The sequence below is a fragment of the Rathayibacter tanaceti genome (genome assembly GCF_001634385.1).
Taxonomy (GTDB): Bacteria; Actinomycetota; Actinomycetes; order Actinomycetales; family Microbacteriaceae; genus Rathayibacter; species Rathayibacter tanaceti.
The window spans coordinates 1-26,234 of record NZ_LIIN01000026.1 but is presented as its reverse complement, the minus strand read 5'-3'; the positions used below and the strand labels follow the sequence as shown (position 1 = coordinate 26,234).

Sequence of the window (26,234 nt, the reverse complement as noted above, 5' to 3'; positions counted from 1 at the left end):
AGAGGTAGCGGTGGATTCGTTCGGGGAATGCGATGGAGAGCTGCTCGAGGCTTTTCGCCGGTTCGTGACGCCTTGCCCTTCGACGAGGCGTTCCTCGGCTCGACGTTCGGCGGCGGGGCGTCCTCGGTCGCGGGCTCGCTTGTCTTCGATGTCGCAGATCGCGAGCCAGAGCAGTGTGATCACGGCCGCGTCGCCCGGGAAGTGGCTGCGGTTCTTCGTGACTTTGCGGAGCTGGAAGTTCAACGACTCGATCGCGTTGGTCGTATAGATCACCCGGCGGACCTCGGGCGGGAACGCGAGGAACGGCGTGAACCGCTCCCACGCGCTCTCGAACACTGCTGCCGCGTGCGGGTTCGCGCGCCCCAGCTCCGACGCCGTGAACGCGTCCAGCGCGGTCCTGGCGGCGTCCGCGGTCGGCGCTTGATAGACCGGCTTCAGCGCGGCGGCGACGGCTTTGCGCTGCCCGTAGGTGACGAACCGCATGGCATTGCGGATCAGGTGCACGACGCAGGTCTGGACCATCGAGTCCGGCCAGGTCGCCTCGATCGCTTCGGGGAACCCGGTCAGTCCGTCGCAGCAGACGATGAGCACGTCGTGGACGCCGCGGTTCGCGAGTTCCGCGCAGACCGATGCCCAGAACTTCGCGCCCTCGCTCTGCTGGACCCAGATCCCGAGGACGTGCTTGATGCCGTCCATGTCGACGCCGACCGGGAGGTGCGCGGCCTTGTCGCGCACGTGCCCGCCGTCGCGGACCTTCACGATCAGAGCGTCGAGGTAGATCACCGGAGAGAACGCCTCCACAGGCCGGTGCTGCCAGGCGAGGACCTCATCGACGATCTTCGAGATCGTCTCGCGCGAGAACTCCGTGCCCACCGTCGCGGCGAGGTGATGCTCGATATCACGGACGGTCATCCCGCCCGCATAGAGCGACACGATCATCTCGTCCAGCTGCGACAAAAACCGGCTGCCCGTCGGAACCAGCCGGGGCGTGAACGTGCCTCTGCGGTCCCGCGGGATCCGCAACTCCACATCACCGACGTTCGTAGCCACCGTCTTCGGGAACAACCCGTTTCGGGGGTTCTCGTGGAACGCCGCCTCCGGGTCACCCTTCTCGTATCCGACGTGCTCGGTCAGCTCCCCCTGCAGCCCGCGCTCCAGCCCCGACTTGATTAGCTGCTGGATCAGCCCTCCCGCACCCTCCAACTCGATCTCGCCCACGTCGATCTTCGCGAACAGGTCATCCATCACGCCCCACTTGATCAGACGCGCAGCGCCCGCCTCCTAAGCCTTCCGCCGCGCTTCACGCGACACCCTACCGATAGCCAACAGTCTGATCCCTTCCGTCAGGACGCCCCGTCCTAACACACACCATCTGACACGCTCTCCGGAGGCGATCACGACCACACGGGAGCGCACCGTGGTGCAGACGATGGGGCATCGCGGCCGTTCCGGTGACCCGATCTACTCGGCCCGCCGCACCCTGCACACCGGCACGAATCTGCTCACCGACAAGCCGCGCGCCTGCTTGGAAGCCGTGTTCGCAGCCGACGAGCATGTCGAAGTCGAGGCGACCTTGGGGCATCTACCCACGCATGATCGCCGCCCACCGCAACCCCTGACCGCGCGAGAGGCAAGACCGCGATGCACGCCCTGATCACGCCCAACAGCAGCGGGGTCCCACGAGGCCACACGGAACTGATCACCCTCCGGCGAACGAGTAAGATCCACGCCGCCCATGTCCTGGCCTACTTCGACCGCACCGCCACGAGCAGCGGGCCGACCGAAGCGATCAACGGCCGCCTCGAACACCTCCGCGGCTCCGCCCTGCGCTTCCGCAACCTGACTAACTACCTCGCCCGCAGCCCGCCCGAAACCGGCGGATCAAGACCCCGACTACACCCCGCATCGCGATGAGCCTCGAAACCTCCGGCGACGAGGTGAAGAGCCCATGAGCGAAGTCGTTGCTTATGTTCGGCCCGACCGGAGAATAGAATAGAGCGCGTATCAGGAAGGCGAGGTCGTCTCCAAACACTCTGTCGACCTCGGACCTCGCTTCCCGCGAGGTCGGCCCACAATGATGTTCCCGCTGGTCCTGGACCTTGCCGCCGACGGTATCGCCGTCGCGGCGGCCTGCCGGGTACGGGGCTTCACGAAACAAGCGTTCTACGCCTGGAAGAAGCGACCCTTCTCCGACCGCGACTGGGACGACGCGCCCCTGACCAACGCCGCGTTCGATGCGCACCGCGATGATCCGCCGTTCGGTTATCTGTTCCTTGCCGATGAGCTCGCCGCTCAGCCTCATCGGCTCCCATTTGTAGCCTCTACCGTCAGCGGCTCGTCTATCATCAGGACTGGTATGTCCTGATCACTCAAATAAGTTCGGAGTCTTCGCCGTGCGGTGAACAAGCGCGACTTGACGGTCCCAATCGGGACATCCAGCACTTCCGCGACCGCAGACATTGAGATTTTCTCGACGAGACACAGGTCGACGACCACGCGCTCGGACTGGCTCAGACGACGGATCGCTTGAGTGAGCTGGTTGGCGCGTTCTTGCAGGTCGAGTCGTTCTTCGACATCGGGCATAGGATCGGACGGCGGAGCCTCAGGCACCTTGGCGAGCAAGCGGCGGTAGCGCCGCGCAGCACGATCGTTGTTTAGGGTCACGTTGGTCGTCACTGCAAGGAGCCATGGGAGCAGCGAACCGTCGACGATCCGCACCTTCGCTCGAAGGCGCCACGCCTCCATGAAGACCATCGCCACGACATCCTCGGCGTCATGCACGTTGCGCACCCGCGCGTAGGCCTTGCGGTAGACGCGGGCACGATGGCGACCGAAGATCACGGCAAACGCACGTTCCGTCCCGGCGAGCGCTTCGCGCCAAAGTGCTGCATCCGACTCGTCAACATCCAAGACTTCGTCCAAGGCGTCCCCTCCCAAGCGACCAAGCCTACCCGCCTCGTGGCTGGGGCTTTCGGCGGCCCCGATCACTCGAGACGCCCGCGCTAGGTGTTCTGCCCAGGGAGGTTTGTTGTGGTGCGACGACTCGCTCTAGTCGTTCAGATGGGGTGAGGACCTCCCGGTTGAGAGTGGAGCTGCTACCGCTTCGACTCACATCAGGAGGTCGTCGTGTCTCACGCTAACGCCGCTGTGACGCCCCGGCATCGCGAACGCATCGGCAGGCTCGTCGTCGAGGACGGCTGGACGATCGCCGCGGCAGCGGCGTTCTTCCACGTGTCCTGGCCGACCGCGAACCGGTGGGCGAAACGCTTCGCCGAGATGGGCCCCGCCGGCATGCAGGACCGGTCCTCGCGTCCGCACCGCTCGCCCACGAGAACGCCGCAGGCGGTGGTGAAGAAGATCGTGCATCTGCGGTGGAAGAAGCGCCTCGGACCGGTCCAGATCGCCGGGATCCTCGATCTTCCCGCGTCGACCGTTCACGCGGTCCTCGTGCACTGCCACCTGAACCGGCTGTCCCCCATCGATATCCGCACCGGGGAGCCCGTCCGACGCTACGAACACGACTCCCCGGGAGCACTGATCCACGTGGACGTGAAGAAGCTCGGCTGCATCCCCGACGGCGGAGGCTGGCGCTTCGTGGGCCGGCAGCAAGGCGAACGGCATCGCGCGGCGACCGCGAACCGGACCGGGAACCGCAACCTCCGTCACGAACCCCTGATCGGGAACGCGTTCCTGCACACCGTCATCGATGACCACTCCCGCGTCGCCTACGCCGAGATCCACGACGACGAGACAGCCCTCACCGCGATCGGCGTACTCCGCCGCGCCACCGCATGGTTCGCCGACCGCGGCATCACCGTCCACCAGGCCCTCTCCGACAACGGCTCCGCCTACACATCCCACGCCTGGCGCGACGCCTGCCAAGAGCTCCACATCACCCCGAAGAAGACCCGCCCCTACCGGCCGCAAACGAACGGGAAAATCGAACGCTTCCACCGCACCCTTCACCGAAGGCTGGGCATTCTCCCGCCACTGAGGCTTATGCGAAACTCGTGTTGTTCTGGATGAAGAAGATGAGTCGGCGGATGGCTGAGAATGCGTTCTGGAATGTGCGTAGCGGGCGCCTTTAGTCGGTGTGGAGGATGCGCCAGGTCTTGATATCTGCGATTGTTTCTTTCGGTGACGTATCGGTGAGTGTTCACGAACATGTTGTGTCGTTTGGCGTAGTCGGGTAAGTGTTCTTGTCTTGACCTTCTTGTGATCGGAGTGACGAGGCCCGTGCCTTGATATCGCCGGTCGGCGAGGGTGTTGAAGAAATCGATGATGGTGGCCAGTCCGGTTTCGCGGAGTGCGTGCGTGTCGTGGTGCTTGCCTGAGATGGGGGCTGACAGGGAGAGGAGCCGGCCTGACAGGTCGGCAAGGACTTGGCAGTTGTGTCCTGTGGTCTTGTGCTTCCCGGAGTACAGCTCGGGTGCGTCCGCCCAGGACCAGCACGGGAGGAGGGTGCCGTCGATGACGGCCGCTGTCCCGCCGAGGGCCGCCGCGACGTCGGCCTGTTCGTCATCAGTGACGACGTTGAGCATCGCTTCGACTTCCGCGATCGTGCGGGATGGTCGATTGGTGTACGCCGGCGAGCTCGGCGATCAGTTGTGCGGTAACGTTGTGGCGAAAGTAGAGAAGCGTGATCCGGATCGCCCTCGAGAGCGAGAGCTTCCGCGGGCGTCCGGTACGCCGACGCCACACGAACTCGTTCTCGATTCGTTCGACGAGGAGGGCATAGTGCTCGGACGTCATTCCCGTAGTAGTCTGTCTGCGCACCGGTCGATTCCTTTGTGAGAAGTTCCTTGAGAAGTACTCCTCTAGTAGAGCTGACCGGTAGGTGTTATTCGCGAATAACACGCCCGGATCTATCGCCTCATAGCGGGTTTTGCATAAGCCTCAAGGATCGCGGGCCTCGAACGCATCTCAGCACGCTACCACTGCAGGGGCCACACCTTCGCAGCGTCGAGTGCTGCAGCGAATCCATCGGCGGGTATTGCGTGGGCGACGCACCTGGTCGCCTTGTTGACCCCAAGAAGTAGCCACGAGCGAAGCCGGTCGGGAAAGCATCCTGAAAAACGTGCTTCACTTCATGATGATCGAGTCCGTCGGGTGTTCGCCGCGTCCGGTCCCGACCAGGTCTGGCTGAGAGACGTCATGGAGCACAGCACTGCCGAGGGGAGGATCGATTCCCGGACGAAAGCGTCCCTCACCGTAAGCGCATTGCGCAATGCCATCAGTCGACGCGAGCCCGTCGGGGCCGTGATTCACTCCGATCGCGGGCCTCAATTTCGCTCCCGGAAATTCGTTGCCGAGATCAAAGCCGCTGGCGTGAAAGGATCGAGGGGTGAAGTGGATGCGTGGGGTGACAACGCGGCCATGGAGTCATTCTTCGCGCTGCTGCTGAAGAACGTCCGCGGCCGGCAATGCTGGAAGACCCCGCAGGATCTGCGCCTCGCGATCGTCACCTGGATCGAGGGAACCTACCACCACCGCCACCGCCACCGCCACCGCCACCAACGCTCCCCCTGACACCTGACCCCGATCGAGTTCGAGATGATCGAAACCGCCGCACGCGTGGCATAAAAGACGAGTCAACGAAACCCTCAGCAGTCCCCATCGCTTGAATTTGCCGACACCGTGCCGAAATGGCACCTGCGCCCGAGCTGCGAGCGCAGGCCTGAGCGAGCGGGCGAGCACTCTATCTCCCGGGTCGCGCTCCGGCCCGCCGTGATCGGGATAGTGTGCTCTCCCGCTACCCGAACAGCGCCGACGCTGCTCGCGATCCTTGAGCGCTGACACCGCGGAGGCGAGCGCCGCTCTCTGCGCCGGGTGCGCCAGGGGCCTTCCAGGTACTTACTTGATATATTCTCTCTTTTCTTGTAGACAGAGAGCTGTGTCGAGAATTCGCAGCGAAGGCCAGGGGGGATCCGTCCTGCTGAGATCGGAACGCGCGCTGGTCGCTTCGTCGGGCCTCCTCCTCGGAGCCGGGCTCGGGAACATTGCGATTGCCCTGACGACGCCGGTGTTGCGGCAGCTGCATTCGGTCGACGGCTTCTCACGGCCCTTCCTGCCCGAACCTTTGATCACAGCTGCGCTCGCCTTTGCGGCCTACGTCGTGCTAGCGCTCGGCCTCCGAGCGAAGCGTCGCTTGTCTGCCAGCCGGTGCGTCGTGATCCTCGCCGGCGCAGCACAGTTCATCCTCGCGGCTTCGCGGCCGCAGCCCGACGCCACGCCTCTCGGGGACGTCAGGTTCCTTTTCCTCGTGATGCTCTTCGCATCGCCCGTCATCGCCTGGGGTGCGACTGTCGCGGCGATCCACGGCCTTCCCGCGGGAGCCCGCCGCGCCCTCGCTTTCCTCGCCCTGATACAGACCCTCGGCACGACCTCGCTCCTCGCTCGAGCGGGGCCGCTACTGCTCGGCCACGACTACATCACCGATCAACCCCTGTGGTCGGCCGTGATGCAGATCGGGGCCGCCCTGCTCCTGGCGCAGCCAGCGCTCACGCCCCGAAGAAATATGAGGAGAACATGAAGAGGACAGTTCTGGTCACGACGATCACCGCCCTCTTGCTCACCACGTCTTCCGTGGCATCCGCAAGTGGGGAGGAGCAGAGGACGCCGCCCGACGCCACCAAAGCGATCCCTGACAGCTGGGCATACAGCGACGTCACCCAGAGCTACATCGATGCGCGCGGTGCGGACCGCATCGAAGCGGACCGAGCGCGAGGACGCCTACTCGAACGCATTGAGAGCATCCCTGGCGTCACGGATGCTGGCTACCTGATCTCGGGGGTTGACGACACCACCGGCGGGCTGAAGATCCTGTGGCACGGGAGCGAGACCGCGCGCAAGGAAGAAGTTCGCGCTGCCGCCCGCGACGCCGATCTTCCGGTCGCTTTCGTCGACTACCCGTTCAGCTGGAAGGAGGTCGACGAGCAGGCGAGGAAGATCGCTGCGATGCGGGCGACGCTCTCGTCGATCGGCTTCGAACTTTCAGGCGTCTCGACCGTCGCGTTCGACCGCCCCTCTCTCGTCGCGGAGGGTTCTCTCAGCGCGACAAAAGGACCCACAGACGACGCGCTCGCAACGAAGGGCATTGTCGAGGCCGCGCAGGAGCTCGTGAAAGAAGCGGGGTCTCTTCCCGTCGATGTCCGCATCTCGCCGCGCTTCGCACCGATCGACGCGCGGCCTTCACGAACGACGGATGTATCTGCCTTCTCGGCTGGCGGCTTCATGCGGAGCTTCCTACTCGATCCTTCCGCATCGTCGGTGTGCTCGTCGGGGTTCACTCTGCGGATCAATGACGTCGACAGGCCGACGACCGCCCGCCATTGCAGACCGGCTGTCGCGGGCGGCTCCTGGCGGGCATACAACGCGGATTCGTCTTCGTACGGCGACAGGGACATCCGCGGCAATGTCACCGGGACGGCGACATTGGCGAGCACCGGGATCGGCTGGACTTTCGATGGCGGCCCGGGAAGCTCTGACATCGTTCCCGTCCGAGGTATGCAGAAGGTCGGAGTCGGAGATCTTGTCTGCACCGATGGAGGAAACTCGGGAGTTCATTGCGACGGAAAAATCGTCGATGTTCGTTACCTGATGACATCGGACGAAGAGGGCGACTTCTACACGATGCGCGCTGAGCAAGTGAATAAGAATGTTCTTGGAGTGAGCGGAGACAGTGGCGGGCCGGTCATAGTCCCGTGGGCCGATGGATTCGGTGCCGTGGGAATACTGCAGGCAGCAGGAGGCGTCGCCGACTGCGGGACGACGAACCATCCGGCGGTCGATTGCGGCTGGGCGGTGCTCTTCTCCGACATTTATTCCGTTTCCGCGGACCTCGGTGGCACCTTGGTGACGGGCTGACGCACCGGAGGGGCGCACCCACAGCGGATGCGCCCCTCCACCGGATCGCGTCGGCTCAGCCCTCGGCCGGGGAGGGCTTGCCCTCGGCGGGCAGGACCTCGTGCGGAGTGTCGCGCTCGTCCTCGCCCTCGGCCTGCGATGGCTTGTCGGCCTGGTCGTCCGGGTCCTCGACGGGGCTCGGGGTCTGGTCGCTCATCGGAGTCCCTCCGGCTCGTCGGATGCGGCGGACGGCTCGGGATGCGCCTCGAACTCCATCCAGGCACGATCGAGATCGGCCTGCGCCGACTCGGACTCGCTCGCGAAGTAGCCGTCGTAGATCGCCCGGCCGCCGTGCTCCGGCAGGTCGTCACGGCCGCCGAAGTCCTGCGCGAACAGGCCGACCTCGTCGTCCCTCTTCTGCTGATCCCGCAACCAGGCGGGGAAGGTCTGCGTCATGGTGACACCTCTCTCTGCTCCCTCCAGCCAAGTCCTCGCGCCGAAGGACGGCAACCCCTTCCGTTGCGGCGCCTCGCACGCGACTGGTCGCTGACCGGGCACCGCGACACGCAGCGACGCCCCTCCGATGACGAGTCGCCACTCCGCTCGGCGACCTCGTGTCAGGCCCCGGCCGCCGCGTACCGCTCGGCGAGCACAGCGAAGGCGGCGACCAGCTCGGCTGGCTCCGCCCCACCCATCGGGGCCCCGAACCGCCCGAACGACGCGGCGAGCGCCTCCCACGACCACGCGCCGAGGGTGAGGCGGCAGCCCGCGTCGCCGAGGTCCTCGACCTCGCCGTCGCCCGCGTAGGGCAGCACCCGGGCGATCGGCGTCCGCAGCAGCACGGAGCCGCGGCACGACCAGCCGTCGCCGGCCTCACCGCCCCGGAGCCGCGACTCCAGAAATCCGGCGACACCGCCTCCGGGCAGCGGACGGCGCCGGAACCGGGCTCCGAGCGGGCTGCGCGGCGTCAGCCGGTCGACGCGGAACACCCTCCAGTCGTCGCGGTCGAGATCCCAGCCGATCAGGTACCACCGGCCCTGACGCGCGACCAGGTGGTGCGGTTCGACGCGTCGCAGCACGTCCGAATGCTCGAGGCGCAGCACCTGTTGCGCGCGTACGGCTGCGGCGACCGCAACCAGGCGCTCCGGAGGCACGCCCGGGTTCGGCGCCGCGACCGCGGTGAACCGCAGAGCGTCGACGCGGGGTCACAGCCGCGCGGGGAGCACCTGCCGCACGGTCGCGAGGGCCCGGGCCGACGCCTCCTCGAGCCCCGGGACGGGAGCGCGCAGAGCGGTGGCGAGCGCCAGCACCTGCTCGTCGTCGAACAACAGCGGCGGCAGCTCGTTGCCGGCCTCGAGCCGGTAGCCGCCGCCGGGTCCCTTCGTCGTGCCGATCCGATAGCCCATCGAGCGGAGGCGGTCGACGTCGCGCCGGACGGTCCGCGGCGCGATCGCGAGCCGCTCGGCGAGCAGCGGTCCCGGCCAGTCGCGCCGGGCCTGCAGCAGCGAGAGCAGCAGGAGCAGGCGTTCGGTCGTCGTGGGCATGCCCCCGAGGCTAGGTCGAGAAGAGGACGAAACGCGTCCTTCTCTCCTGGGAGGGTCGGTGCACCCGGGCGAACGACCCGGACGACGGCGAGGAGCACACCATGAGCATCACCACCACGACCCACCTCACTTCCGCGGCCAGGCCCGCGAGGCGCTGGAATTCTACCGATCGGTCTTCGGCGGCCGCCTCGATGCCGTGAGCTACGCCGACGCGCACGCCGTCACCGCACCCGAGGAGGCGGACCAGCTGCTCTGGGGCCAGCTCGCCTCAGAGTCCGGGTTCCGCGTGATGGCCTACGACGTGCCCCGACACACGGCACACGATCCCGGCACCATCCCGGTCTTCGTCTCGGTGCGCGGCACCGACGCCGATGAGATCCGCCACTACTGGGAGGCGCTCGTCGAGGGGTCGACGGTGGTCGTCCCGTTGGGCCCGTCGGCGTGGTCACCGTTCTACGGCATGCTGCGCGACCGGTTCGGGGTGACTTTCGTCGTCGATCTCGAGGTCGCCTGGGGCTGAGTACTGGCGAGAAGGGATGGCGCACGAGTGGGCGCGACACGCGCTCCGACGGCTGCCGGGCCCTCGGCTCACGAGCACTCGCAGGAGGCCCCGACGAGGTGTGCGAGCGCGGCCCGCGTCAGAGCGGCCGGAGCGGCAGCTCAATCGCGAACACCGTGCCTGCGCCGGCCTCGACGGCGAGAGTGCCGCCGTGGAGCGTCACGTTCTCGCGCGCGATCGACAGACCGAGGCCGCTGCCCTCGCTGCGACCGCGCGCAGGATCTCCCTTGACGAAGCGGTCGAAGACCCGGGGGCGGAGCTCGGGCGGGATCCCCGGGCCGTCGTCCGCGACCACGAGCCGCAGCCGATTCTGGTCCACGCGGGCCGTGATGCTGACAACGGCTCCCGGCGCATGACGCACCGCGTTGCCGACGAGGTTCGCGAGCACGACGTCCAGGCGGCGAGGATCGACCACGACGCGTAGCTCCTTGGGCACGTCGACCGCCACGCGATCAGTCCACTGCCGCAGGGCGAGGGTGCGGCCGACAAGTGCGGAGAGCTCGATCTCGTCGAGTCGCAGCTCGGCGGTTCCCGCATCGAAGCGGGAGATCTCGATGAGGTCCTCGACCAGCCGGGCAAGGCTGTCGGTCTCCTGGGCGACGAGCAGCGCCGCCTCCGCCGTGTCGTCGGGGAGGCCGGGGGCCTCGGATGCCAGGGCCCCGGCGACCGCTGTCATCGCGGCGAGCGGAGTGCGGAGTTCGTGCGAGACGTCGGCGGTGAAACGGCGGGCGCGCTCCTCCAGCAGGCGCAGCTGGTCGTGCTCGGCGCGGAGGTCGCGCGACATGGAGTTGAAGGCGCGGGCCAGCTCCCCCACCTCCCCGCGGTCGGCGGCGATCACCTGCGTGCCGAGCTCGCCCGTCGCCACCTGCTCGACCCCTGCGCGGAGGCGCTCGATCGGGCGGACCAGGCCGCCGGCGATGAGCAGGGCGACCGCGACGGCCGCGAGCGCGATCGGGACGGCTCCGGCGGCCGCACCCGTCACGATGCCGCCGATCACCGCCTCCTGGGGTGAGAGCGGTGTCAGCGAGTAGACGACGAGCCCCGAGGGGGCTCCGCCGGCGAGGACGGGCACGGCGACCGAGAGGGAGGGCTGCCCGTCGATGCGCACACGCTGGGCGAGTGCCGTGGCGGGCGAGCCCGCCTTCTCGACGACCGCGGCGGGTACCTCCTCGGCACCGAGCAGCCGGCCTCCGAAGGAGGCGGCCACCGGTCCGTCGACGCCGGGCGCCTGCTCCAGCCGGGCGATCAGCAGCCCGAGCGTGCGCTGATCCGGTGCGACCCGCAGGTCGGGGGCGAGCCTCTCCACGCCGGTGCGTAACGCCGAGACGGCCGAATCCTGAGCCTGCTGCAGGACGACGTCGCGCGATCCGGCGATAGTCACCCCCGCGGCAGCGGCGGCCGACGCCAGAGAGACGAGCGCGAACGCCAGCACCAGCTGTGAGCGCAGCGACGAGAGCGGACGGAGTCTCACGAAGAGAACCGATAGCCGAATCCACGGACGGTGTGCAGATGTCGCGGCGAGCGCGGATCGGCCTCGATCTTGGCGCGGAGACGGGTCACGCAGCGTCGACGAGCCGCACCTCGCCGTAGTAGCTCTGCTCCCACACCTGCTCGAGCAGCTCCTGTCTGCTGAAGGTGCGCTCCGGGGCTGCCGAGAGGAACATCAGCAGCCGCAACTCCGACGGGGTGAGCGACACTTCTTCTCCGTCGCGGCGCACTCGAAGCGATAGACGCTCGATCTCGAGGTCGCCGTGAACCTCAATCTCGTTTAGGACGCCTGGCGCGGGAGCGGCGCGGCGCAGTACCGCGCGGATCCGGGCGTCGATCACCTCGGCCGAGGCCGGCTTGACGCAGTAGTCGTCGGCGCCCGCCTCGAAGCCGAGCACGATGTCGAGGTCGAGGTCGCGCGCCGAGAAGATCACGACCGGCAGGGTGCTCGTCGAGCGGATGCGGCGGCACACCTCGAGACCGTTCAGGCCCGGGATCATCAGATCGAGCACCACGATCTCGGGGGGTGCCTCCGCGACGGAGTCGAGGGCGTCCCAGCCGTCGCTCACCGCCTCGACCTCGTGGCCGAGGCGACCGAGGCCGATCGTGACGCCGCGGCGCACCGCGGGGTCGTCTTCGACGAGCAGCACACGGCTCATAGGGGGTCCTGTTCTCGAGAGGTCGGGAGGAGCGTCAGCGCGAGTCGGAGAGGACGATCCTCACGACGAAGGAGTCGTCGCAGACGACCCTGAGTGGCTCCGCCTCGGGCGCGGAGGGCTCCGTGAACGCGACGACCACCTCGGCCGGAGGCAGGCCACCCGGAACTCCCGGGGACGCTGCGGCTGTGCAGGCGATCTGCTGCGAGGTGTCGGCGGCGGTCTGGCGGAAGTCGAGGGGCAGGCTCACCTCCACCTGCCCCTCCGACCCGGTGAAGACGAGCGGTGAGTAGCCGGGCGGCAGCGCCGAGGTGATGCCGCGCGCCCGCTCCTCGTCCGTCGGCCCGGCGAGCAGCGCCTCCGCCGATGCCTGGAGCAGGTCGCCGCCAGGCACGTCGCGCCACACCACCCAGGGCCCGCTCGCGGACACGAGGACGACCGGAACGGTTCGCTCCGGCGACTCGGACGCGGGGAAGCCGGTGGCCGGCGCACCCGCCGGGCGAAGCTGGTCGCCCGCGCACCCGGAGACGGCGCCCGCGACGAGCGCGACGAGACCCGCGACGGCGACGAGACGGCGGAGCGGTGTCACAGCGAATCGAGATCGACGGTACCCGCACCGAGGTCGGGACGAGGCACGGCCAGCCAGATCAGCATGATCACCACTCCTGCGCCCACGAGCGCGATCGCTCCCGACCGGCCGCGAGCCCACCGGGCCCCCGACTGGATCGGACGTTCGAGGAACCGGGTCGACATCCAGCCGAGCAGGATCGACCCCGCTATCACGATGCCGGCGCGCCACCAGACGCCGCTCTCTCCCGGAATCGCGGGAAGGAGGACGACCAGGGGCCAGTGCCAGAGGTAGACACTGTAGGAGACCCCGCCCAGCCAGCGGGGAATGGCGCTCCCGATGGCGCGGGAGACGCCGATGCGGGGCTGGGCAGCGAGCACGGCGATGAAGGCGGCGGCCACGACCGAGTGCGCAAGGAATCCGCCGCGGTACAGCCAGAGGGCGTCGGTGCCGTCCGCGATCAGCCAGAGGGCGAGCAGCGCGACCGCAAGCATTCCGGCGGCGAAGGACGCCCAGCCGTGACGGAGCGACTCAGCGAGTCGGCGCACGGGCGGCGTCGCCGCGAGAGCACCGAGCAGCAGAGCGGAGGCGCGAGTGTCCGTGCCCTCGTAGGCCCGTGTCGTGTCCGAGACGGCGTACACCGCCATCAGGGCCGCCGAGACGATCGTCGCCCCGATGATCAGAGCGGTCAGAAGCCGTTCCCCGCGCGCCCGGCGCGCCAGGACTCCGATGACGACCGGCCAGACCAGATAGAACTGCCACTCGACCGCGATGCTCCACAGGTGTGCGAAGACGTGCACGTCCGTGATGTGCCCGTAGCTGATGCCCGCGCCGATGAAGTGCCAGTTCGCCAGCTGGGCCAGGGCCCACGGCAGGTCGTCGATTGCATTGTGCCGCACGGCCGGGGTGGCCAGTAGCGCTGTGGCGATCAGGACCAGCCCCAGGAGCGCGAGCAGAGCGGGCAGCAGACGCCGGGCACGTCGCCCGAGGAAGGCGAGCAGATCGATCCGCCGCGTGGCCCCGGCCTCCCGCAGCAGCCCCGCCGTGATGACGAAGCCCGAGAGGGTGAAGAAGAGGTCGACGCCGAGGAAACCGCCGGGAAAGAGGGAGGTGTGGAAGAGGAGCACGGCGAGGACCGCGATGCCGCGAAGGCCGTCAAGCTGGCCGAGGCGCGGGGCGGACGAGCGCGAAGCGGAGCGGCCGCGCCCGGTCGGCCGCGCTTCGCGCTCCGACCGGGTCGCCGAGTCGAGCGGAATCACGCGCCGGCCGCCGGGCAGTCCCACTTGGCGAACTCCGGGTCAGCGGTCCACGAACCGGTTCCCCAGGACTCGACGGGCGCCGCCGGGACACCGCTGGGGAGCGCCGCGTACTCGGTGGTCAACCACTTGGCGAACGCCGCCGCGCCCTGCTGGCAGTTGTGGGTCATGTCGCCCGAGCGCAACGCCTTGTCTCCGGCGGGGTCGGTGCCCCAGAGGGCGGAGGCGTCGAGGTAGGCGACCGTGCCGCCGCTCGCATCGGCGACCGACTGGGCGGAGGAACCGATGGTGGCGGTCGAGGCGCTGTTCTCGAGGTACATCTCGTCGCCGATCGGCGGTGCCGAGACGATCACGAGGTCGGCACCGGCCTTCTCGACCTCGTCGGCGAGCTTCTGCATGCCCTCGACCTGCTGCTCGGGCGTGCCCCAGTCGTACATCGTGACCTGCCACATGACGGTGTCGGCGCCCGACTCCGCGATGCTCTTCTGCAGCGTCGGCCACACACCCTGGACGAGCTCGCTCATCGGGGGGCCGGGGTCGACGACCGCGCCGCCACCATCGGCGGCGCCGCTCTCGAAGGAGACGCCGGCCGCATCGAAGGCGGCCTTGAGGGCGGGCGCCTCCGAGACGGCGGTCGAGTCGCCGAGCCAGAGGACGGAGTGATCGGAGGAGGAGGCGGAAGAGGAGGCGGAGCCGGGAGCGGCGGTGCCGGTGCAACCAGCGAGGACGACGAGCGAGAGGGCTGCCGCACCGAGGAGAGCCGCTCGGGTCGAGCCGCGGCGGAGGACGTTGGGGACGGTGTTGTTGGTCATGGCAGTCACTTCACCAGCCAGCCCGGGCCGAGGAGCCCGCTGTTACACGACCGTCTCAGAACGGGGACAGAGCTGTGACGCTCGCGACCGGAACCGTATCCGGTGTCAGGAGACAAGGACCACCGCCGGCGCCGCGCGGAACGGGGTCCGGGCCGCCTATCGGGCTCTCGCGAGAAGCGGCTTTTTCGTACATCGCGATACTCGTCGGCGTCGCCGCCCACGACGCAGCAAGGGCGTGGCGCCGGCCGCTCCTTCAGTTGCGAAAACCTTGTCGACCAGCCCTTCTGCGCCGTTCGTCGAGTCCTGTGGCAGACGGTCCGCCTACCGGCAGCCCCTCTGGAAGGGCGCGGCCAGCGCCATTCTTCCGCATTCACGACAGCGACTTGCAGCACCTAGACACACAGGAGGAAGAGGCCTTGTTGATCGTAGGAGAAACCGCAGCGAGAACACCCGCCACCAGGAATAGTGGGCGGGCACCGCAGTCCTTCTTCCTGTCATCCCCGACGCCTATGAGCGGGTGATCAGACATTCGCGAACGTCGGCCGAACGACGCACGCCGGAGGACGCCGCTCGAGCCCGCGTGAGAACGGTCGCGCTCTCCTCGGAGTGGTCGCGCTCTCTCGATCGGAGGCGGGCCTCAGGATGTCCTCGAGACGCCATTCGATCCTTCGTGACAGCCGGGGAAAATACCCTCGCGACCGCGGTCATCGGAGCGACGGAGGAGCGTCGACGCCCCCGCCCCGCCGCACGTTCCGAGGCAAGCGAGCCCCCCACGGAAAGGGGGCGCAGTCCCCGCAGAAAGGGGGTGTCATTCATCGGCATTTCGTGCCAAGGGCCGAAGGGTGCCATTGATACACACTGTTCGACACCCGTTGTTCACTGCAAAGACTTGCCTTCTCAGGCAGAACACAGAAGCCGGATCAAAGGCTTGTAGTTGCCTGAGTAATCAGACAGATACATTCACCCGACATCGGTTCTTCTCTACGGTTCTGCTCGTGGTCACCTCAACAGAAACCTCCACCAGCGCCCTCGACGACGGCACTCGCGCCGTGCCTGTCTTCGCGATCACCGGAGCGGCGACTCGCGACCGAGTCTGTGCCGCCATAGACGCTCATGCACGGAGTGCCGGACTGGTCCGACAGCAGGACTCCCTCGATATCCGCCATGATGCGGACGCCCTCCTCACGACATGGACGAGTTCTCACGGGCATCTCGTCGAACTGACCGTCGTGTTCGGTTCTCCAACCCCCCGCGCACTGCAGCCCGCTACCCCCACTGCACGGGTCTTCACGGCGCTGATCAGATCGAGCGACTTCGATCTCGGCGCCGGGATGGCAGCGATGCTGGAGCAGCTGGACGGATGCTTCGCGAGCGAAGAGCAGCGACAAGTGCTGAGCGCGATGCCGGTCCTCAGCTGGGCGGCAGCAGCCTTCGCGATGCCGACGGATCGACTGCGGGTGATCTTCCGCGACCATCTGGTCGAGAACTCACTGGGCTTCATCTCGGCGCTCCTGGGGGCAGGCGTCCCGGCGGCCGACATCGTCGTCCTCGACAAAGGCGACGCGACGCTGAACCGCGAGCGCGTCGCCATGACCCTCCAGTCCCTCGGCGTGGAGGTGAGGCGGCTCGACAACGCGGCGGTGAACCACACGACCAGTGCGGCAGAAGCGGCTCGAGCGGAGGAGACCGCTCGCTTCGTCGACCGCTTCACCCGCGAGGGGCACGACCGGCGGCAGAAAGTGATCATCATCGACGACGGCGGCCTGCTCGCCCTCACCGACGCCGCAGGTGATCCCGTCCTCCGGGAGCGCCCGGACGCCGCGATCGAGCTCACGGTGAGCGGGCTGAAACGCCTCGCGAGCAGCCGGCTCAGCGACGGCTCCCGGTCGCCAACATGGCCCGCTCGGACGTCAAGCAGCGGATCGGATACAACGAGATCGCCGACTCGTGCATGCGGCGCCTCCGCGAAGCGCTCCGCGGGGAGAAGCTGATCGGGATGCGGGTCGTCAGCGTCGGGTACGGGACGCTCGGGGCCCGACTGGCGAGCTCGCTCCGGTCGCTCGGGTGCCGCGTCGTCGTCGTCGACACCGACCATCTCCAGCTCATCTCCGCCGCTGAGAACGGCTTCGAGACCACCCCGGACCTCGACGAGGCGATCCGCACGCGGCCGAAGCTGCTGGTGTCGAGCACCGGCGAACGGATCGCGGAGCGCTCCACCCTCGAGCAGCTGCCGGCGGACTGCTACCTGACCGCGTTCGCCACGGCCGACCTGTCGGCGGTCACCGGAGTCGAGGGGTTCGGGCCGGCGACCGTGCTCGGTGACGGCCGTTCGTTCAATCTCTACCAGTTCGAGGGGATCCCGAACGGCGGCTACGACCTCTATCGGGCAGCGACCTTCATCGTCCTCAGTCGCCTCGCGGCACTGGTGGACGGCGCGGAGGCGGGCGCCGCGCCCTCGCTCGCGCTGCAGACCGTGAACGACTGGATCCGGGACTCCGGCGTGTACACCCGTTACTACGACCTCTACTTCTCCTCCGCGCGATGACCCTGGCCATCGCCGTCGTCGGCGGCGGGCGGATCGGCGCTCTCCGCGTCGCGATGCTCGTCGAGGCCGGCCACCGCGTCGTCGTCGTCGACACCGCTCCGGTGCGAGCGATGCCCGTCCCCGTGCATCGGAACGTCCACGACGCCTTCCCCGACCCGGACCTCTGGATCGTGGCGACACCGACCGCCGCGCACCTCCCGGCCCTCGCGTCCATCCTCCGACGCGACCCGTGCGCTGCGGTCCTCCTGGAGAAGCCCGCCTGCACGTCGCCCCAGCTCGAGTCGTTCCGCGAGCTCCTCGACCGCCACCCCCTCGCGTGCATCGAGGTCGTGTCGCAATACCAGGACAGCGCGGCCGTGCTCGCCCTGGCGCGGGCGGCCGACCCTCGGGCGGATCTCGTCGTGAGCTTCGTGAAGGACCGGACGCTGGACGAAGCACGGGGGCGCTTCCGGGATCCGATCGCCGGCGTGCTCGGCTACGAATGGCCCCACCTGTACGCGATAGCCCGGAGTCTCGGTGTCTCCGCCGACGACCTCCAGACCTTCGACCCGGACAGATCGCGAGTGGACTTCGTCGACGACGGGGGCTACCTCCTCGAGGCGCGCTGGGAGACGACGTGTCACGACGGTCGACGCCTGATCCTGCACAGTGGGATCGCGGGCGGCTCCTCGCGCCTGTTCCAGTGCGGCGGCGGCGATCCGTCGAACTACCGCCTGGTCCGCTCCACGACCGCATCGGGCGCTGAGCACTCGCTCTGGCTGACGCCGTCCGGGGCAGCGGACGCCTCCCTCGCCGCCACCCGCAAGTGCCTTCTGGTGACTGAGCCGCGCGCGGGCGGGCGCCGTGTGACCACGATCGTCGACGACCCGTTGCGGACGTCGATGAGCCGCGCGATCACGCGGCTGACCGCGAGGCAGCCCCGCGACGTGCGGAGAGAGCTGGACGTGATCGAGCACACCGAGATGCTGCTGCGGCTGCGCACCTGGACAGCGCCCCGGGTGGTGACCCATGCCGCGTCCTAGGAACATCGGCGTCATCGGGCACGGCGCGATGGGCCGGCAGGTGGCACGGATGCTGACGACGGAACCTGAGCTCACCCGGCTGGTCGGCGCCGTCACGGTCGGGACCAGGCGACCGAGGACCGGTGAGGCACCCCGGTCGCGGACCGCGCTCCCCGAGCAAGCGCTCCCCGAGCAGATGAGCCCCGAGCAGGTGATCGCCGACCCGAGGATCGACGCCGTCGTGATCACCACTCCGACCCGGACGCACGAGTCGATCGCGCTCAGCGCGCTCGAGCACGGCAAGCACGTCCTCGTGGAGAAGCCCGTCACCCTGACCGCCTCGGGCGCCGAGCACCTCCGCGCGGTCGCGCGGCGCGCCGGGCTCGGCCTCCAGGTCGTGAGCCAGCACCGCTGGGCCCCGGCCTGGGAGGCGGTCCATCGCCTGATCGGCGAGGGCTCGCTCGGTCGGGTGTCCTCCGCCACCGTCGAGATACCCCTCTGGCGGTCGGACCGCTACTTCGCCGACGACCCGGCTCGCGTCGAGGACCAGCTCTGGAACCTGGCCCATCACGAACTCGACCTGGCGATCTGGTGCCTCGGTCCCGTCGAGCGCATCGCGTTCTGCGAGACGGTCGTGCTCGACAGGTACCGGTCGAGCACGACGGCCTGCCTCGTGCACCGGTCCGGCTGCGTCACCACCGCCTCCTTCACCTCCGGAGCCTTCCCCGGGCGGATGCCGCGCGTGTGCTTCAACGGCTCGACGGGCACCGTCGTCGTCGAGGGCGGCTCGGTGGTGGTGGATGCGCGACCGGATCCTGAGACGGTCCCCGACGCGGGGCTGTACCTGCCGTCACGACCGGAGGAGGCGGGGTCCGCGGACTGGCTCGCGCCCTATCGACGGCAGCTGGCGGCCTTCTTCTCAGCCCTCGACGACGACCCTCCCCCGGCCCTCGACGACGCCGCGATCTCCACCGTCTCAACGATCTCCTCACTCCAGAATCTCCCGAGAGAAAGGGGCTGACATGGCCTCCGTCCTGTTCGTCATCGTGGAAGACGAGTTCTCCCGCGACTTCCTGCAACATCCGCTCGACGCGCTGCTCGCCGCGTCTCTCCTCCAGAGCAACGGGCACGAGGCACGCATCTGGGACCAGCGCGTCGCCACCGAGCCGCCGAGCGGAGACGAGCCCCGCTACGTCGTCGTCATCACGGCGATCGCCGACCGGGCGCAGTGCTACCCGCTTGATCTGGGACCCATCCGCTCCGCGGTGTCCTCGCTCCGCGGGCGGTGGCCGGCCGCCACAGTGATCGCCGTCGGACCGCACGGAACGCAGCTCCCCGCTCCGACGCTCGAGGACATCGCGGTGGACTACGTCGCTCGGGGCGAGGCGGACGCCGCGGCGGTCGGGGCGGTGGCCTTCCTCGAGTCCGGGCGCGTCCCTCTGACGGGCGTCCTCCCCGCGGTCGGAGTGTTCCCGCCGATCGACTCGGAGGCCCTCCCCGTGCCCGACTACGACCTGATCGACGCGAGCCAGTACACCGCAGAGACCTTCGCGGAGGGCCGGGTCCAGCGCAACACCTGCGGGATCGTACTCGGCGTCCGCGGGTGCACCTACGGCTGCTCGTTCTGCCATCTGCCCTTCGGCACCACGATGAGGGCGGAACCCGTGTCGACCACGCTCTCGTCGATCCAACAGCAGAGGGACCGGGGCGTGTCCGAGATGTTCTTCCTCGATTACGTGTTCGGACTGCACAAGAGCTTCTACCGGGAGCTGTGCGAGGAACTCCCCGGCACAGGGATCACCTGGTCGGGGCAGACCCGCACCGAGGTCGTCCTGCGGACCGACGTGTCGACCTGGGCGGACGCCGGCTGCCGGGGGATGTGGTTGGGAGCGGAGTCCCCTGCGGTCAGTCAGACCGGAGTCGGCAAGCGGATCCCGGCCGAGAAGATCCAGGCCGCGATCGAGAAGCTCGACGGGGCGGGCATCACGCCGTTCGCGTTCGTCCTGATCGGCCTGCCCGGCGATCCCACCTGCGTCTCCGGCGAGATCGTCGACTGGGCCGCGACGATCCCCGGCTACTTCGGTCTCAACCAGCTCTTCCTCCGGCCCGGCACCCCGCTGTACGACGAGATCGCCGACCGGTACTCGCCCGAGGGCAAGCCGCGCACGTGGTTCGACGTGGACCGGATCACCCAGCGCTACCGCGAGGAGTACCCCGCGGACCTGGACGAGCTCGAGAGTCGCCTGAAGGCGCTGCCGAACTACATCGGCAACGCGATGTACTGATGGGGCGCACGCACCTGGTGACGGTGCCCTCGGCGTCGGCGCACTCGTTCGACCACGTGGGCTTCGCCGTCGACCTCGTCGTCGCGGGAGCGATCCGCGCGCTCGAAGGCGCGGAGACGGTCGTCAGCGCGACACGCGACGACACGAACATCCCGAGCGTCCGCGCCGGTGTCGAGAGCGGCCTCGAGCGCTTCGCCGCGACCACGACGGCGGTCGCCGGTGAGCCGGTCGACGTGAGCTCGACCGACTCGCCGGAGTCCCACCGCTGGATGCAGGAGCTTTGGGAGCAGCTGCGCGCCCAGGACGCCCTCGAGACGGGCACGTTCACGGGCGCGTGGTGCGAACACTGCGAGTCGTACGTCGACGCACCGGTCGAGCCGGCAGGATGCCCGGCCTGCGGCCGCTCGGACCTCCCGCAGCGCAGTGAGGACAACTGGTTCCTCCGCACGGCGCCTTTCCTCGACGCGCTCGCGCGCTGGCGGGAGTCCGTGGTCGTCGTCGGGCCGGCCGCCCCGGCGGCAGCGGGATCAGCGCCCGTCCCGGCACTGATGAGCGTCTCGCGGCCCGCCTCCCGGACCGGTGATGTCGGCGTGGCGGTCCCGGGGGACCCGAGCCAGGTGATCCACTCGGGCCTCGTCGCGGCGGGGTGCTACCTCCTTCCCCGCCCCGGAAGGAACTGGGCCGCGGCGGCGAGACGCACCCAGGTGTGCGGGAAGGGGCTGGTGAACCTGCACACGGTGGTCGTCCCCCTCCTCTGCACGGCGCTCGGAGTTCCGGCCGCAGACCGCCTGTACGTGCACCATCACGTCCGGGTCGACGGAGCCAGCCCGCAGTCGGCCGGGCGGAACGGCTCGTCGGTGTCGCAGCTGCTCCAGACGCACGGACCGGCCGCGATCCGCTGGTGGCTGGCCCGGCTCGGGCTCACCCGCCACGACGCCGACCTGGCGCTCCGGGACGCGCCCGTGCTGCACCGCCGCGAGCTCGGCAGGGATCGACGGGCCGTGCCGCATCCGGATCCGCAGGGCTTCCGTCGGCGCTGCGAGGCGGACCTCGCGTCGCTGGACATCGCGAGGATCACCCGGAGCGTCCTCGCTGCGCGGGCGGACCCCCGACTCCTCGACGCTCTGCCTGCGGACGCGGGCGAGCGGCTCGGCCGCTTCACGGCCTGGGTCTCGGGATCGGACGTGCCCGCGTGACCGCGCGCTTCGTCCGCGCACTCGCCCTGCTGGTGCTCGTGCGGGCCGGCGGCTTCAGCTCGATCGTCGCCGTCGTCTGGCTGCGGGACGCCTACTCCGCCTCGGAGACCGCGATGGTGCTGACCGCGTTCGGCGTCGGGGCGATGATCCTCCCGGGCCTCGCCGGCTTCCTCGTCACGTCGCGGACGCTCAGACCGATCCTCACGCTGGCGATGGCGGTGAACGGCGTCGTCATGCTCCTCGTCCCGCTGACCTTCGGCGGCCCTGTCGCGGTCATCGCCGGCCTGATGTTCGTCGTCGGGGCGACCTCGAGCCTCGCGCGCTCCCTCCTCGGGACGCTGATCACGTTCGCGTCGGCGGACGGCCTGCAGACGAGGACCCAGTCGATGATCGCCTGGGCCGCCAACCTCGGAGCCGCGGTGGCCACGGGCATCGCCGGGCTCGTCTCCGCCTCGAACCAGCAGTACGGCGTGCTGTTCACCGTGGAAGGCGTCGTCCTCATCGCGACGGCACCGGTCGTCCTGACGCTCGGGCGTCCCACCGTGCCGCCGCTCGCGGGCCGGCGGATACTCGGCATCGGAGGCGTGCAGGACCTCGCGTTCGCGCTCGGAATCGGCCTCGCCGCGACGGCGATCATGCAGGGCCTGGGCATGACCTTCGCGCTCGTCACGCGACACCCCGACTCGTTCGTCCTCGCCGCCCTGCTGAACGGCGTCCTCATCCTCGTCCTCCAGCCGTTCGTCGTACGGGTCGTCCGCGACGCGAGATCCACGAGCTACCTCGTCTGGGGCTTCGCCGCGGCCACCGCGACCTCGATCACCGTGGCGGCCACCGACAGCTGGGTGGTCCTCGGGCTCGGCTGGACGATCGCGGAGCTGCTGCTCACCGCCGGGATGGCTCCGACCGTCCTCGCGCGGACGCCGCCCCGACTCCACGCCGCAGCGATCGGGATCATCGGCTCGTCGTGGGGCATCACCGCCGCCGCACTCCCGGTGCTCATCGTGTCGTCGTCGACGCTGGCGGGCCCGTCGGCCGGCTGGTCGCTGCTCGCGGTGATCGGAGTCGCGTTCAGCCTCGCCCTGTCGTTCCGGCCCCGGAACACGACCGCACTCCGAGAAAGGGAACCATGACCGAGAGCACCAGCCTGCGCCTGTTCACCTCCGAATCAGTGACGGAGGGGCATCCCGACAAGATCTGCGACCAGATCTCGGACAGCATCCTCGACGCGCTGCTCGCCGTCGACCCGCACGCCAGGGTGGCGGTCGAGACGATGGTGACGACCGGCCTCGTGCACGTCGCCGGCGAGGTCACGACCTCCGGCTACGTGGAGATCCCGGCGCTCGTGCGCGACGTGATCACCGGGATCGGCTACACCTCGTCCGAGGTCTCCTTCGACGGGCGCACCTGCGGTGTCGAGGTGTCGATCGGCGCGCAGTCGCCGGACATCGCCCAGGGGGTGGACGAGTCCCTCGACGCGCGCTCCGGCGCGGGAGTCGATCCGCTCGACCGCCAGGGTGCGGGCGACCAGGGCATCATGTTCGGATTCGCGACGAACGAGACGCCCGAGTACATGCCCGTCGCGATCTGGGTGGCGCACCGCCTCGCCGAGCGCTTGGCCGCGGTCCGGAAGTCCGGCGAGCTGCCGTTCCTGCGCCCTGACGGCAAGACCCAGGTGACCATCGGCTACGACGGAGTCGTGCCGAGGACCGTCGAGACCGTCGTCCTCTCGACCCAGCACGCGCCGAGCATCACGCTCGCCGAGCTCACCGCGGCAGTCACCGAGCACGTGATCCGCCCGGTGCTCGACCTCGTCGATCTCGACTCGTCGCACGTCGACATCATCGTCAACCCGACCGGCCGCTTCGAGATCGGCGGCCCCCAGGGCGACGCCGGGCTGACCGGCCGCAAGGTCATCGTCGACACCTACGGAGGCGCCTCCCGGCACGGCGGCGGCGCGTTCAGCGGCAAGGACCCGTCGAAGGTCGACCGCTCCGCCGCCTACGCCCTGCGCTGGGTCGCGAAGAACGCGGTCGCCGCGGGTCTCGCCGACCGCCTCGAGGTCCAGGTCGCGTACGCGATCGGCCGCGCGAAGCCCGTGGGCCTGTACGTCGAGACCTTCGGCACCGGGCACGTCGACGACACCGCGATCGAAGCCGCGATCCGCCAGGTGTTCGACCTGCGTCCGGCCGCGATCATCCGCGACCTCGACCTGCTCCGACCGATCTACGCGCAGACCGCGACCTACGGCCACTTCGGCCGCGAGCTCCCCGGATTCACCTGGGAGCAGCTCGACCGCGTCGAGGAACTCCGCGCCGCCGCAGGGCTGCTCGTGCCGGACCTCGTCGACGCACGACGGTGACGCCCGCGACAGGGCACTCCCCGGGGTCTGAGCCCGGCGCCCACCCCTTCGAATGCTCGGTCGCGCCCCTTCGCCGTGGCCGGGCGGTCGCAGCGATGAGCAACGCGCGGGCGGCGCCGTCAGGGCGCCCGACGGTCGATCCGTCAGGGAGGACCCTTCGTCCCGCTCGCACGGACCGCGCGACGAATCGACGGCGCGACTGGAGACGTCGCGCGTCACCTCCGACGACGGACGGCGGTCAGCGCGAGGCCGAGCCCGCCGAGGAGCACGCACGAGACGAGGGCGTTCGCCGCGGAGTCGGGCTGGGCATAGAACGTGACGAGCCCGAGGGAGTCCGCCTCGGCGCTCGGGAAGAAGAACGGCGGGATCGCGAGCACCAGTAGCGGGAGCAGCCAACTGGAGCGCGGCCCACCGAGAGCGGAACCGATCGCCGCAAGGCCGGTGAAGCCGAGGAGGTTGCGGGCGGCAGAGACGTAGCCCTGCTCCGGACCGGTGACGAGGGCGAGCGGGAGGAGCGCGACGAGCGCGAGGGCGAGTTCGAGTGCCGTGACCGCCAGATTCAGCGCGCGCATCGGGCGGGAGGCGGTCCGCTCCCACCGCGCCAGAGCGGAGCGGGAGAGGGCGATCAGGGCGGTGCCGATCGCCGCGGGAACCGCCATCGCGAGCGGGTATTGGAACGGGACTCCACTCCGCGGCTGCACGGCGGCCGAGCCGACCAGCAGCCCACCGGCGATCGTCGCCGCCAGCACTCCGACGAACACGCGGAAGCGCCGGAGGCGCAGAGCCACAAGCAGGTCCTGCATCACAGATCAGCGAGGGTGACGGTGCAGGCAAGCAGCGCATCGGCGTGGCGGGAGAACCACGCGATCCGTTCCCCCTCGCTGAGACCGGCGAAGCGCGCCGAGCCCGCGACCAGACCAGGCGAGGCGTGCTCGTAGCGCTGCACATCGCCGCCCGCGAGCCACTGCGCGATCAGGGGCAGCACGGCCCCGGAGTCACCGCGGCACGGTAGTGCGCCCAGGCGCGTCGACACGTACATCCTCACCGCCCGCTCCGCGTATCCCGGCGCGAGGTCGTGCAGGTAGATCTCGCCGTCCGTGGATGCCCCACCTCCGTATCCCTGATGAACCGTGGCGACGTCCAGCGCGGTCCCCGCAACCCTCCCTTCGAGGGCGTCGAAGGCCTCGACGAGCGGGCCGAGGCCTGCGGCGTACGGAGCCGCGACACACACCTCGACCCGTCCGCTCGCACAGGTCAGGTCGACTCCGGACTCGCCCTCGAGGATCACACCCCGCCCCTGGGCGATTCCGCCGACACCGAGACCCGCGACCACGGCGGCGACGACCGTCAGGGCGACTGCTCTCCGTCTGCGCTGGCCGAGCACGAGGGCGGCGACGCCCAGTGCGACGACGGCCGCGCCCGAGTACCAGAGCATCTCGCCGAGGAGTGTGCTCTCCCGGTAGCCGGAGAAGACGTCGGTCTGATCGCCGGTCAGGACGTACAGGTGCGAGAGCCACCGCCATCCGCCCTGCGGCAGCTGCGTCGCCGGGATGAATCCGAAGTAGGTGCCCAGTGCGGCGAGCGGAGCGACGATCCAGCGGCCGCGCGCGAGCACGCCGACGAGATGACCCGCGCTCCACGCGAGCAGCAGCGCGGACGCCGAGGCCGCGAGCCACGACCACACCGGACTGCCCTGCCCGTCGTGCGCGACGAAGAGCGCGGCGACCACGATGCCTCCGACGGCGTACCCGAGCAGGCACCAGGCTGCTCCGGCCGCAGCGTGACTCACAACGGGGAGCATCGGATCGATCGCGGCCTGCCTCAGCCGCCGTCGCTCGTCGGCCGAGTACCACCGGGTTGCGTCGAGCACCGCGAGCCCGACCACGATCGGAGCCAGGATCGCCAGCGACGAGGTGATCCCCTGCGTCGCGCTGGACCACTCCCAGACGCCGACGGGCTTCACTCCGGTGAACGCGGCGACGACCGCGGCGGCGAGGATCGGCCAGCAGAAGCGTGCGACGGAGGAGCGCAGCAGCGCGATCACGACGCCGGCCCCAGCTCGCGCCGGAGGAGCTCCTCGTAGCCGCGCTCGGTGCGCGCGCGCCACGCGCCCTCGCCGA

24 protein-coding genes and 6 pseudogenes are annotated in these 26,234 nt (G+C 69.3%); 15 read left to right on the top strand and 15 right to left on the bottom strand.

The features are described 5' to 3' along the window. Positions 1-1,245: pseudogene (locus ACH61_RS05125) on the bottom strand (IS256 family transposase); the annotation flags it as partial. Between the two features lie 184 nt (positions 1,246-1,429). On the opposite strand from ACH61_RS05125, the pseudogene ACH61_RS18225 reads away from it, so the two are divergent. Continuing rightward, positions 1,430-1,914 (top strand): annotated as a pseudogene (locus ACH61_RS18225) (transposase); the annotation flags it as partial. Here ACH61_RS18225 and ACH61_RS18820 read toward each other — a convergent pair. Beyond that, positions 1,844-2,158, bottom strand: coding sequence for a DUF4209 domain-containing protein (locus ACH61_RS18820; RefSeq protein WP_269085055.1), 315 nt, complete (start codon positions 2,156-2,158; stop codon positions 1,844-1,846). The pseudogene ACH61_RS18225 and the gene ACH61_RS18820 overlap by 71 nt on opposite strands. On the opposite strand from ACH61_RS18820, the pseudogene ACH61_RS18215 reads away from it, so the two are divergent. Continuing rightward, a pseudogene (locus ACH61_RS18215) lies at positions 2,075-2,287 on the top strand (IS3 family transposase); the annotation flags it as partial. The gene ACH61_RS18820 and the pseudogene ACH61_RS18215 sit on opposite strands and share 84 nt — an antisense overlap. An 11-nt stretch (positions 2,288-2,298) precedes the next feature. Here ACH61_RS18215 and ACH61_RS16130 read toward each other — a convergent pair. Then, positions 2,299-2,922, bottom strand: a complete 624-nt coding sequence (locus tag ACH61_RS16130; RefSeq protein ID WP_158286123.1) for an RNA polymerase sigma factor — start codon at positions 2,920-2,922, stop codon at positions 2,299-2,301. Between the two features lie 204 nt (positions 2,923-3,126). Between ACH61_RS16130 and ACH61_RS05115 the strand changes: the two are divergent. Further along, positions 3,127-3,988 (top strand): annotated as a pseudogene (locus ACH61_RS05115) (IS481 family transposase); the annotation flags it as partial. A 136-nt stretch (positions 3,989-4,124) separates the two neighbouring features. Here ACH61_RS05115 and ACH61_RS18210 read toward each other — a convergent pair. Then, a pseudogene (locus ACH61_RS18210) lies at positions 4,125-4,541 on the bottom strand (transposase family protein); the annotation flags it as partial. 568 nt (positions 4,542-5,109) lie between these two features. Between ACH61_RS18210 and ACH61_RS16120 the strand changes: the two are divergent. The 3 genes from ACH61_RS16120 (at position 5,110) to ACH61_RS05095 (ending at position 7,866) form a co-directional block, all read left to right on the top strand. Continuing rightward, complete coding sequence (locus ACH61_RS16120) at positions 5,110-5,529, top strand: DDE-type integrase/transposase/recombinase (RefSeq protein WP_082845033.1); 420 nt, start codon at positions 5,110-5,112, stop codon at positions 5,527-5,529. Between the two features lie 733 nt (positions 5,530-6,262). Next, positions 6,263-6,532 carry a hypothetical protein gene (locus ACH61_RS16765; RefSeq protein ID WP_132505405.1) on the top strand — a complete coding sequence of 90 codons (270 nt, stop codon included), beginning with the start codon at positions 6,263-6,265 and terminating at the stop codon, positions 6,530-6,532. Continuing rightward, the gene (locus ACH61_RS05095) at positions 6,529-7,866 is read left to right on the top strand and encodes a chymotrypsin family serine protease (protein ID WP_068209378.1); all 1,338 of its coding nucleotides are present in this window, start codon (positions 6,529-6,531) and stop codon (positions 7,864-7,866) included. Before ACH61_RS16765 ends, ACH61_RS05095 begins: the two co-directional genes overlap by 4 nt. A gap of 55 nt (positions 7,867-7,921) precedes the next feature. On the opposite strand, the gene ACH61_RS17265 is transcribed toward ACH61_RS05095, so the two are convergent. The 4 genes from ACH61_RS17265 to ACH61_RS18980 all read right to left on the bottom strand — a co-directional run bounded on the left by ACH61_RS17265 (position 7,922) and on the right by ACH61_RS18980 (position 9,389). Next, positions 7,922-8,062 carry a hypothetical protein gene (locus ACH61_RS17265; RefSeq protein WP_158286124.1) on the bottom strand — a complete coding sequence of 47 codons (141 nt, stop codon included), beginning with the start codon at positions 8,060-8,062 and terminating at the stop codon, positions 7,922-7,924. Beyond that, positions 8,059-8,301, bottom strand: a complete 243-nt coding sequence (locus ACH61_RS05090) for a hypothetical protein (protein WP_068209375.1) — start codon at positions 8,299-8,301, stop codon at positions 8,059-8,061. The genes ACH61_RS17265 and ACH61_RS05090 overlap by 4 nt, the downstream gene beginning before the upstream one ends. A gap of 161 nt (positions 8,302-8,462) precedes the next feature. Beyond that, a complete protein-coding gene (locus tag ACH61_RS18985; RefSeq protein WP_330220132.1) occupies positions 8,463-8,999 on the bottom strand; it encodes a helix-turn-helix transcriptional regulator in 537 nt (178 codons plus the stop codon). A 51-nt stretch (positions 9,000-9,050) separates the two neighbouring features. Further along, the gene (locus tag ACH61_RS18980; RefSeq protein WP_330220131.1) at positions 9,051-9,389 is read right to left on the bottom strand and encodes a helix-turn-helix transcriptional regulator; all 339 of its coding nucleotides are present in this window, start codon (positions 9,387-9,389) and stop codon (positions 9,051-9,053) included. On the opposite strand from ACH61_RS18980, the gene ACH61_RS05080 reads away from it, so the two are divergent. After that, complete coding sequence (locus tag ACH61_RS05080; RefSeq protein ID WP_201787580.1) at positions 9,388-9,909, top strand: VOC family protein; 522 nt, start codon at positions 9,388-9,390, stop codon at positions 9,907-9,909. The two genes, ACH61_RS18980 and ACH61_RS05080, sit on opposite strands and share 2 nt — an antisense overlap. A gap of 118 nt (positions 9,910-10,027) precedes the next feature. Here the strand turns inward: ACH61_RS05080 and ACH61_RS17260 are convergent, their stop codons facing one another. From ACH61_RS17260 to ACH61_RS05055, 5 genes and pseudogenes are all read right to left on the bottom strand, one after another. Further along, positions 10,028-11,419: a sensor histidine kinase gene (locus tag ACH61_RS17260; protein ID WP_068209372.1), complete on the bottom strand. Its 1,392-nt coding sequence runs from the start codon at positions 11,417-11,419 to the stop codon at positions 10,028-10,030. Continuing rightward, positions 11,416-12,095 (bottom strand): annotated as a pseudogene (locus tag ACH61_RS05070) (winged helix-turn-helix domain-containing protein). The gene ACH61_RS17260 and the pseudogene ACH61_RS05070 overlap by 4 nt, the downstream one beginning before the upstream one ends. A 34-nt stretch (positions 12,096-12,129) precedes the next feature. Further along, a complete protein-coding gene (locus ACH61_RS05065) occupies positions 12,130-12,681 on the bottom strand; it encodes a GerMN domain-containing protein (RefSeq protein WP_068209368.1) in 552 nt (183 codons plus the stop codon). Continuing rightward, positions 12,678-13,919 (bottom strand): acyltransferase family protein, encoded by a 1,242-nt coding sequence (locus tag ACH61_RS05060; protein ID WP_199220883.1) that lies wholly within the window; start codon positions 13,917-13,919, stop codon positions 12,678-12,680. Before ACH61_RS05060 ends, ACH61_RS05065 begins: the two co-directional genes overlap by 4 nt. Further along, on the bottom strand, positions 13,916-14,728 hold the full coding sequence (locus ACH61_RS05055) for a hypothetical protein (RefSeq protein ID WP_068209365.1): 813 nt from the start codon (positions 14,726-14,728) through the stop codon (positions 13,916-13,918). The genes ACH61_RS05060 and ACH61_RS05055 overlap by 4 nt, the downstream gene beginning before the upstream one ends. 995 nt (positions 14,729-15,723) lie before the next feature. On the opposite strand from ACH61_RS05055, the gene ACH61_RS16750 reads away from it, so the two are divergent. From ACH61_RS16750 to metK, 8 genes are read left to right on the top strand one after another with little or no spacing between them, the layout of a single operon-like run. Then, the gene (locus ACH61_RS16750; RefSeq protein WP_153038799.1) at positions 15,724-16,719 is read left to right on the top strand and encodes a hypothetical protein; all 996 of its coding nucleotides are present in this window, start codon (positions 15,724-15,726) and stop codon (positions 16,717-16,719) included. After that, on the top strand, positions 16,623-17,273 hold the full coding sequence (locus ACH61_RS16745) for a Rossmann-fold NAD(P)-binding domain-containing protein (protein WP_153038798.1): 651 nt from the start codon (positions 16,623-16,625) through the stop codon (positions 17,271-17,273). Before ACH61_RS16750 ends, ACH61_RS16745 begins: the two co-directional genes overlap by 97 nt. Further along, positions 17,270-18,295: a Gfo/Idh/MocA family oxidoreductase gene (locus tag ACH61_RS05045; RefSeq protein ID WP_236713549.1), complete on the top strand. Its 1,026-nt coding sequence runs from the start codon at positions 17,270-17,272 to the stop codon at positions 18,293-18,295. The genes ACH61_RS16745 and ACH61_RS05045 overlap by 4 nt, the downstream gene beginning before the upstream one ends. Next, a complete protein-coding gene (locus ACH61_RS05040) occupies positions 18,282-19,295 on the top strand; it encodes a Gfo/Idh/MocA family protein (RefSeq protein WP_068209362.1) in 1,014 nt (337 codons plus the stop codon). The genes ACH61_RS05045 and ACH61_RS05040 overlap by 14 nt, the downstream gene beginning before the upstream one ends. A gap of 1 nt (position 19,296) precedes the next feature. Then, on the top strand, positions 19,297-20,559 hold the full coding sequence (locus ACH61_RS05035) for a B12-binding domain-containing radical SAM protein (protein ID WP_068209359.1): 1,263 nt from the start codon (positions 19,297-19,299) through the stop codon (positions 20,557-20,559). After that, positions 20,559-21,755, top strand: coding sequence for a class I tRNA ligase family protein (locus ACH61_RS05030; protein WP_068209357.1), 1,197 nt, complete (start codon positions 20,559-20,561; stop codon positions 21,753-21,755). Before ACH61_RS05035 ends, ACH61_RS05030 begins: the two co-directional genes overlap by 1 nt. Beyond that, a complete protein-coding gene (locus ACH61_RS05025) occupies positions 21,752-22,885 on the top strand; it encodes an MFS transporter (RefSeq protein WP_068209354.1) in 1,134 nt (377 codons plus the stop codon). The genes ACH61_RS05030 and ACH61_RS05025 overlap by 4 nt, the downstream gene beginning before the upstream one ends. Beyond that, positions 22,882-24,114 (top strand): methionine adenosyltransferase, encoded by a 1,233-nt coding sequence (metK, locus tag ACH61_RS05020; RefSeq protein WP_068209351.1) that lies wholly within the window; start codon positions 22,882-22,884, stop codon positions 24,112-24,114. Before ACH61_RS05025 ends, metK begins: the two co-directional genes overlap by 4 nt. A 215-nt stretch (positions 24,115-24,329) precedes the next feature. Here metK and ACH61_RS05015 read toward each other — a convergent pair whose 3' ends face one another. Beyond that, positions 24,330-24,902 (bottom strand): hypothetical protein, encoded by a 573-nt coding sequence (locus tag ACH61_RS05015; protein ID WP_068209349.1) that lies wholly within the window; start codon positions 24,900-24,902, stop codon positions 24,330-24,332. A 14-nt stretch (positions 24,903-24,916) separates the two neighbouring features. Further along, positions 24,917-26,158 carry a hypothetical protein gene (locus ACH61_RS05010; protein ID WP_068209346.1) on the bottom strand — a complete coding sequence of 414 codons (1,242 nt, stop codon included), beginning with the start codon at positions 26,156-26,158 and terminating at the stop codon, positions 24,917-24,919. Positions 26,159-26,234: the final 76 nt, after the last annotated feature.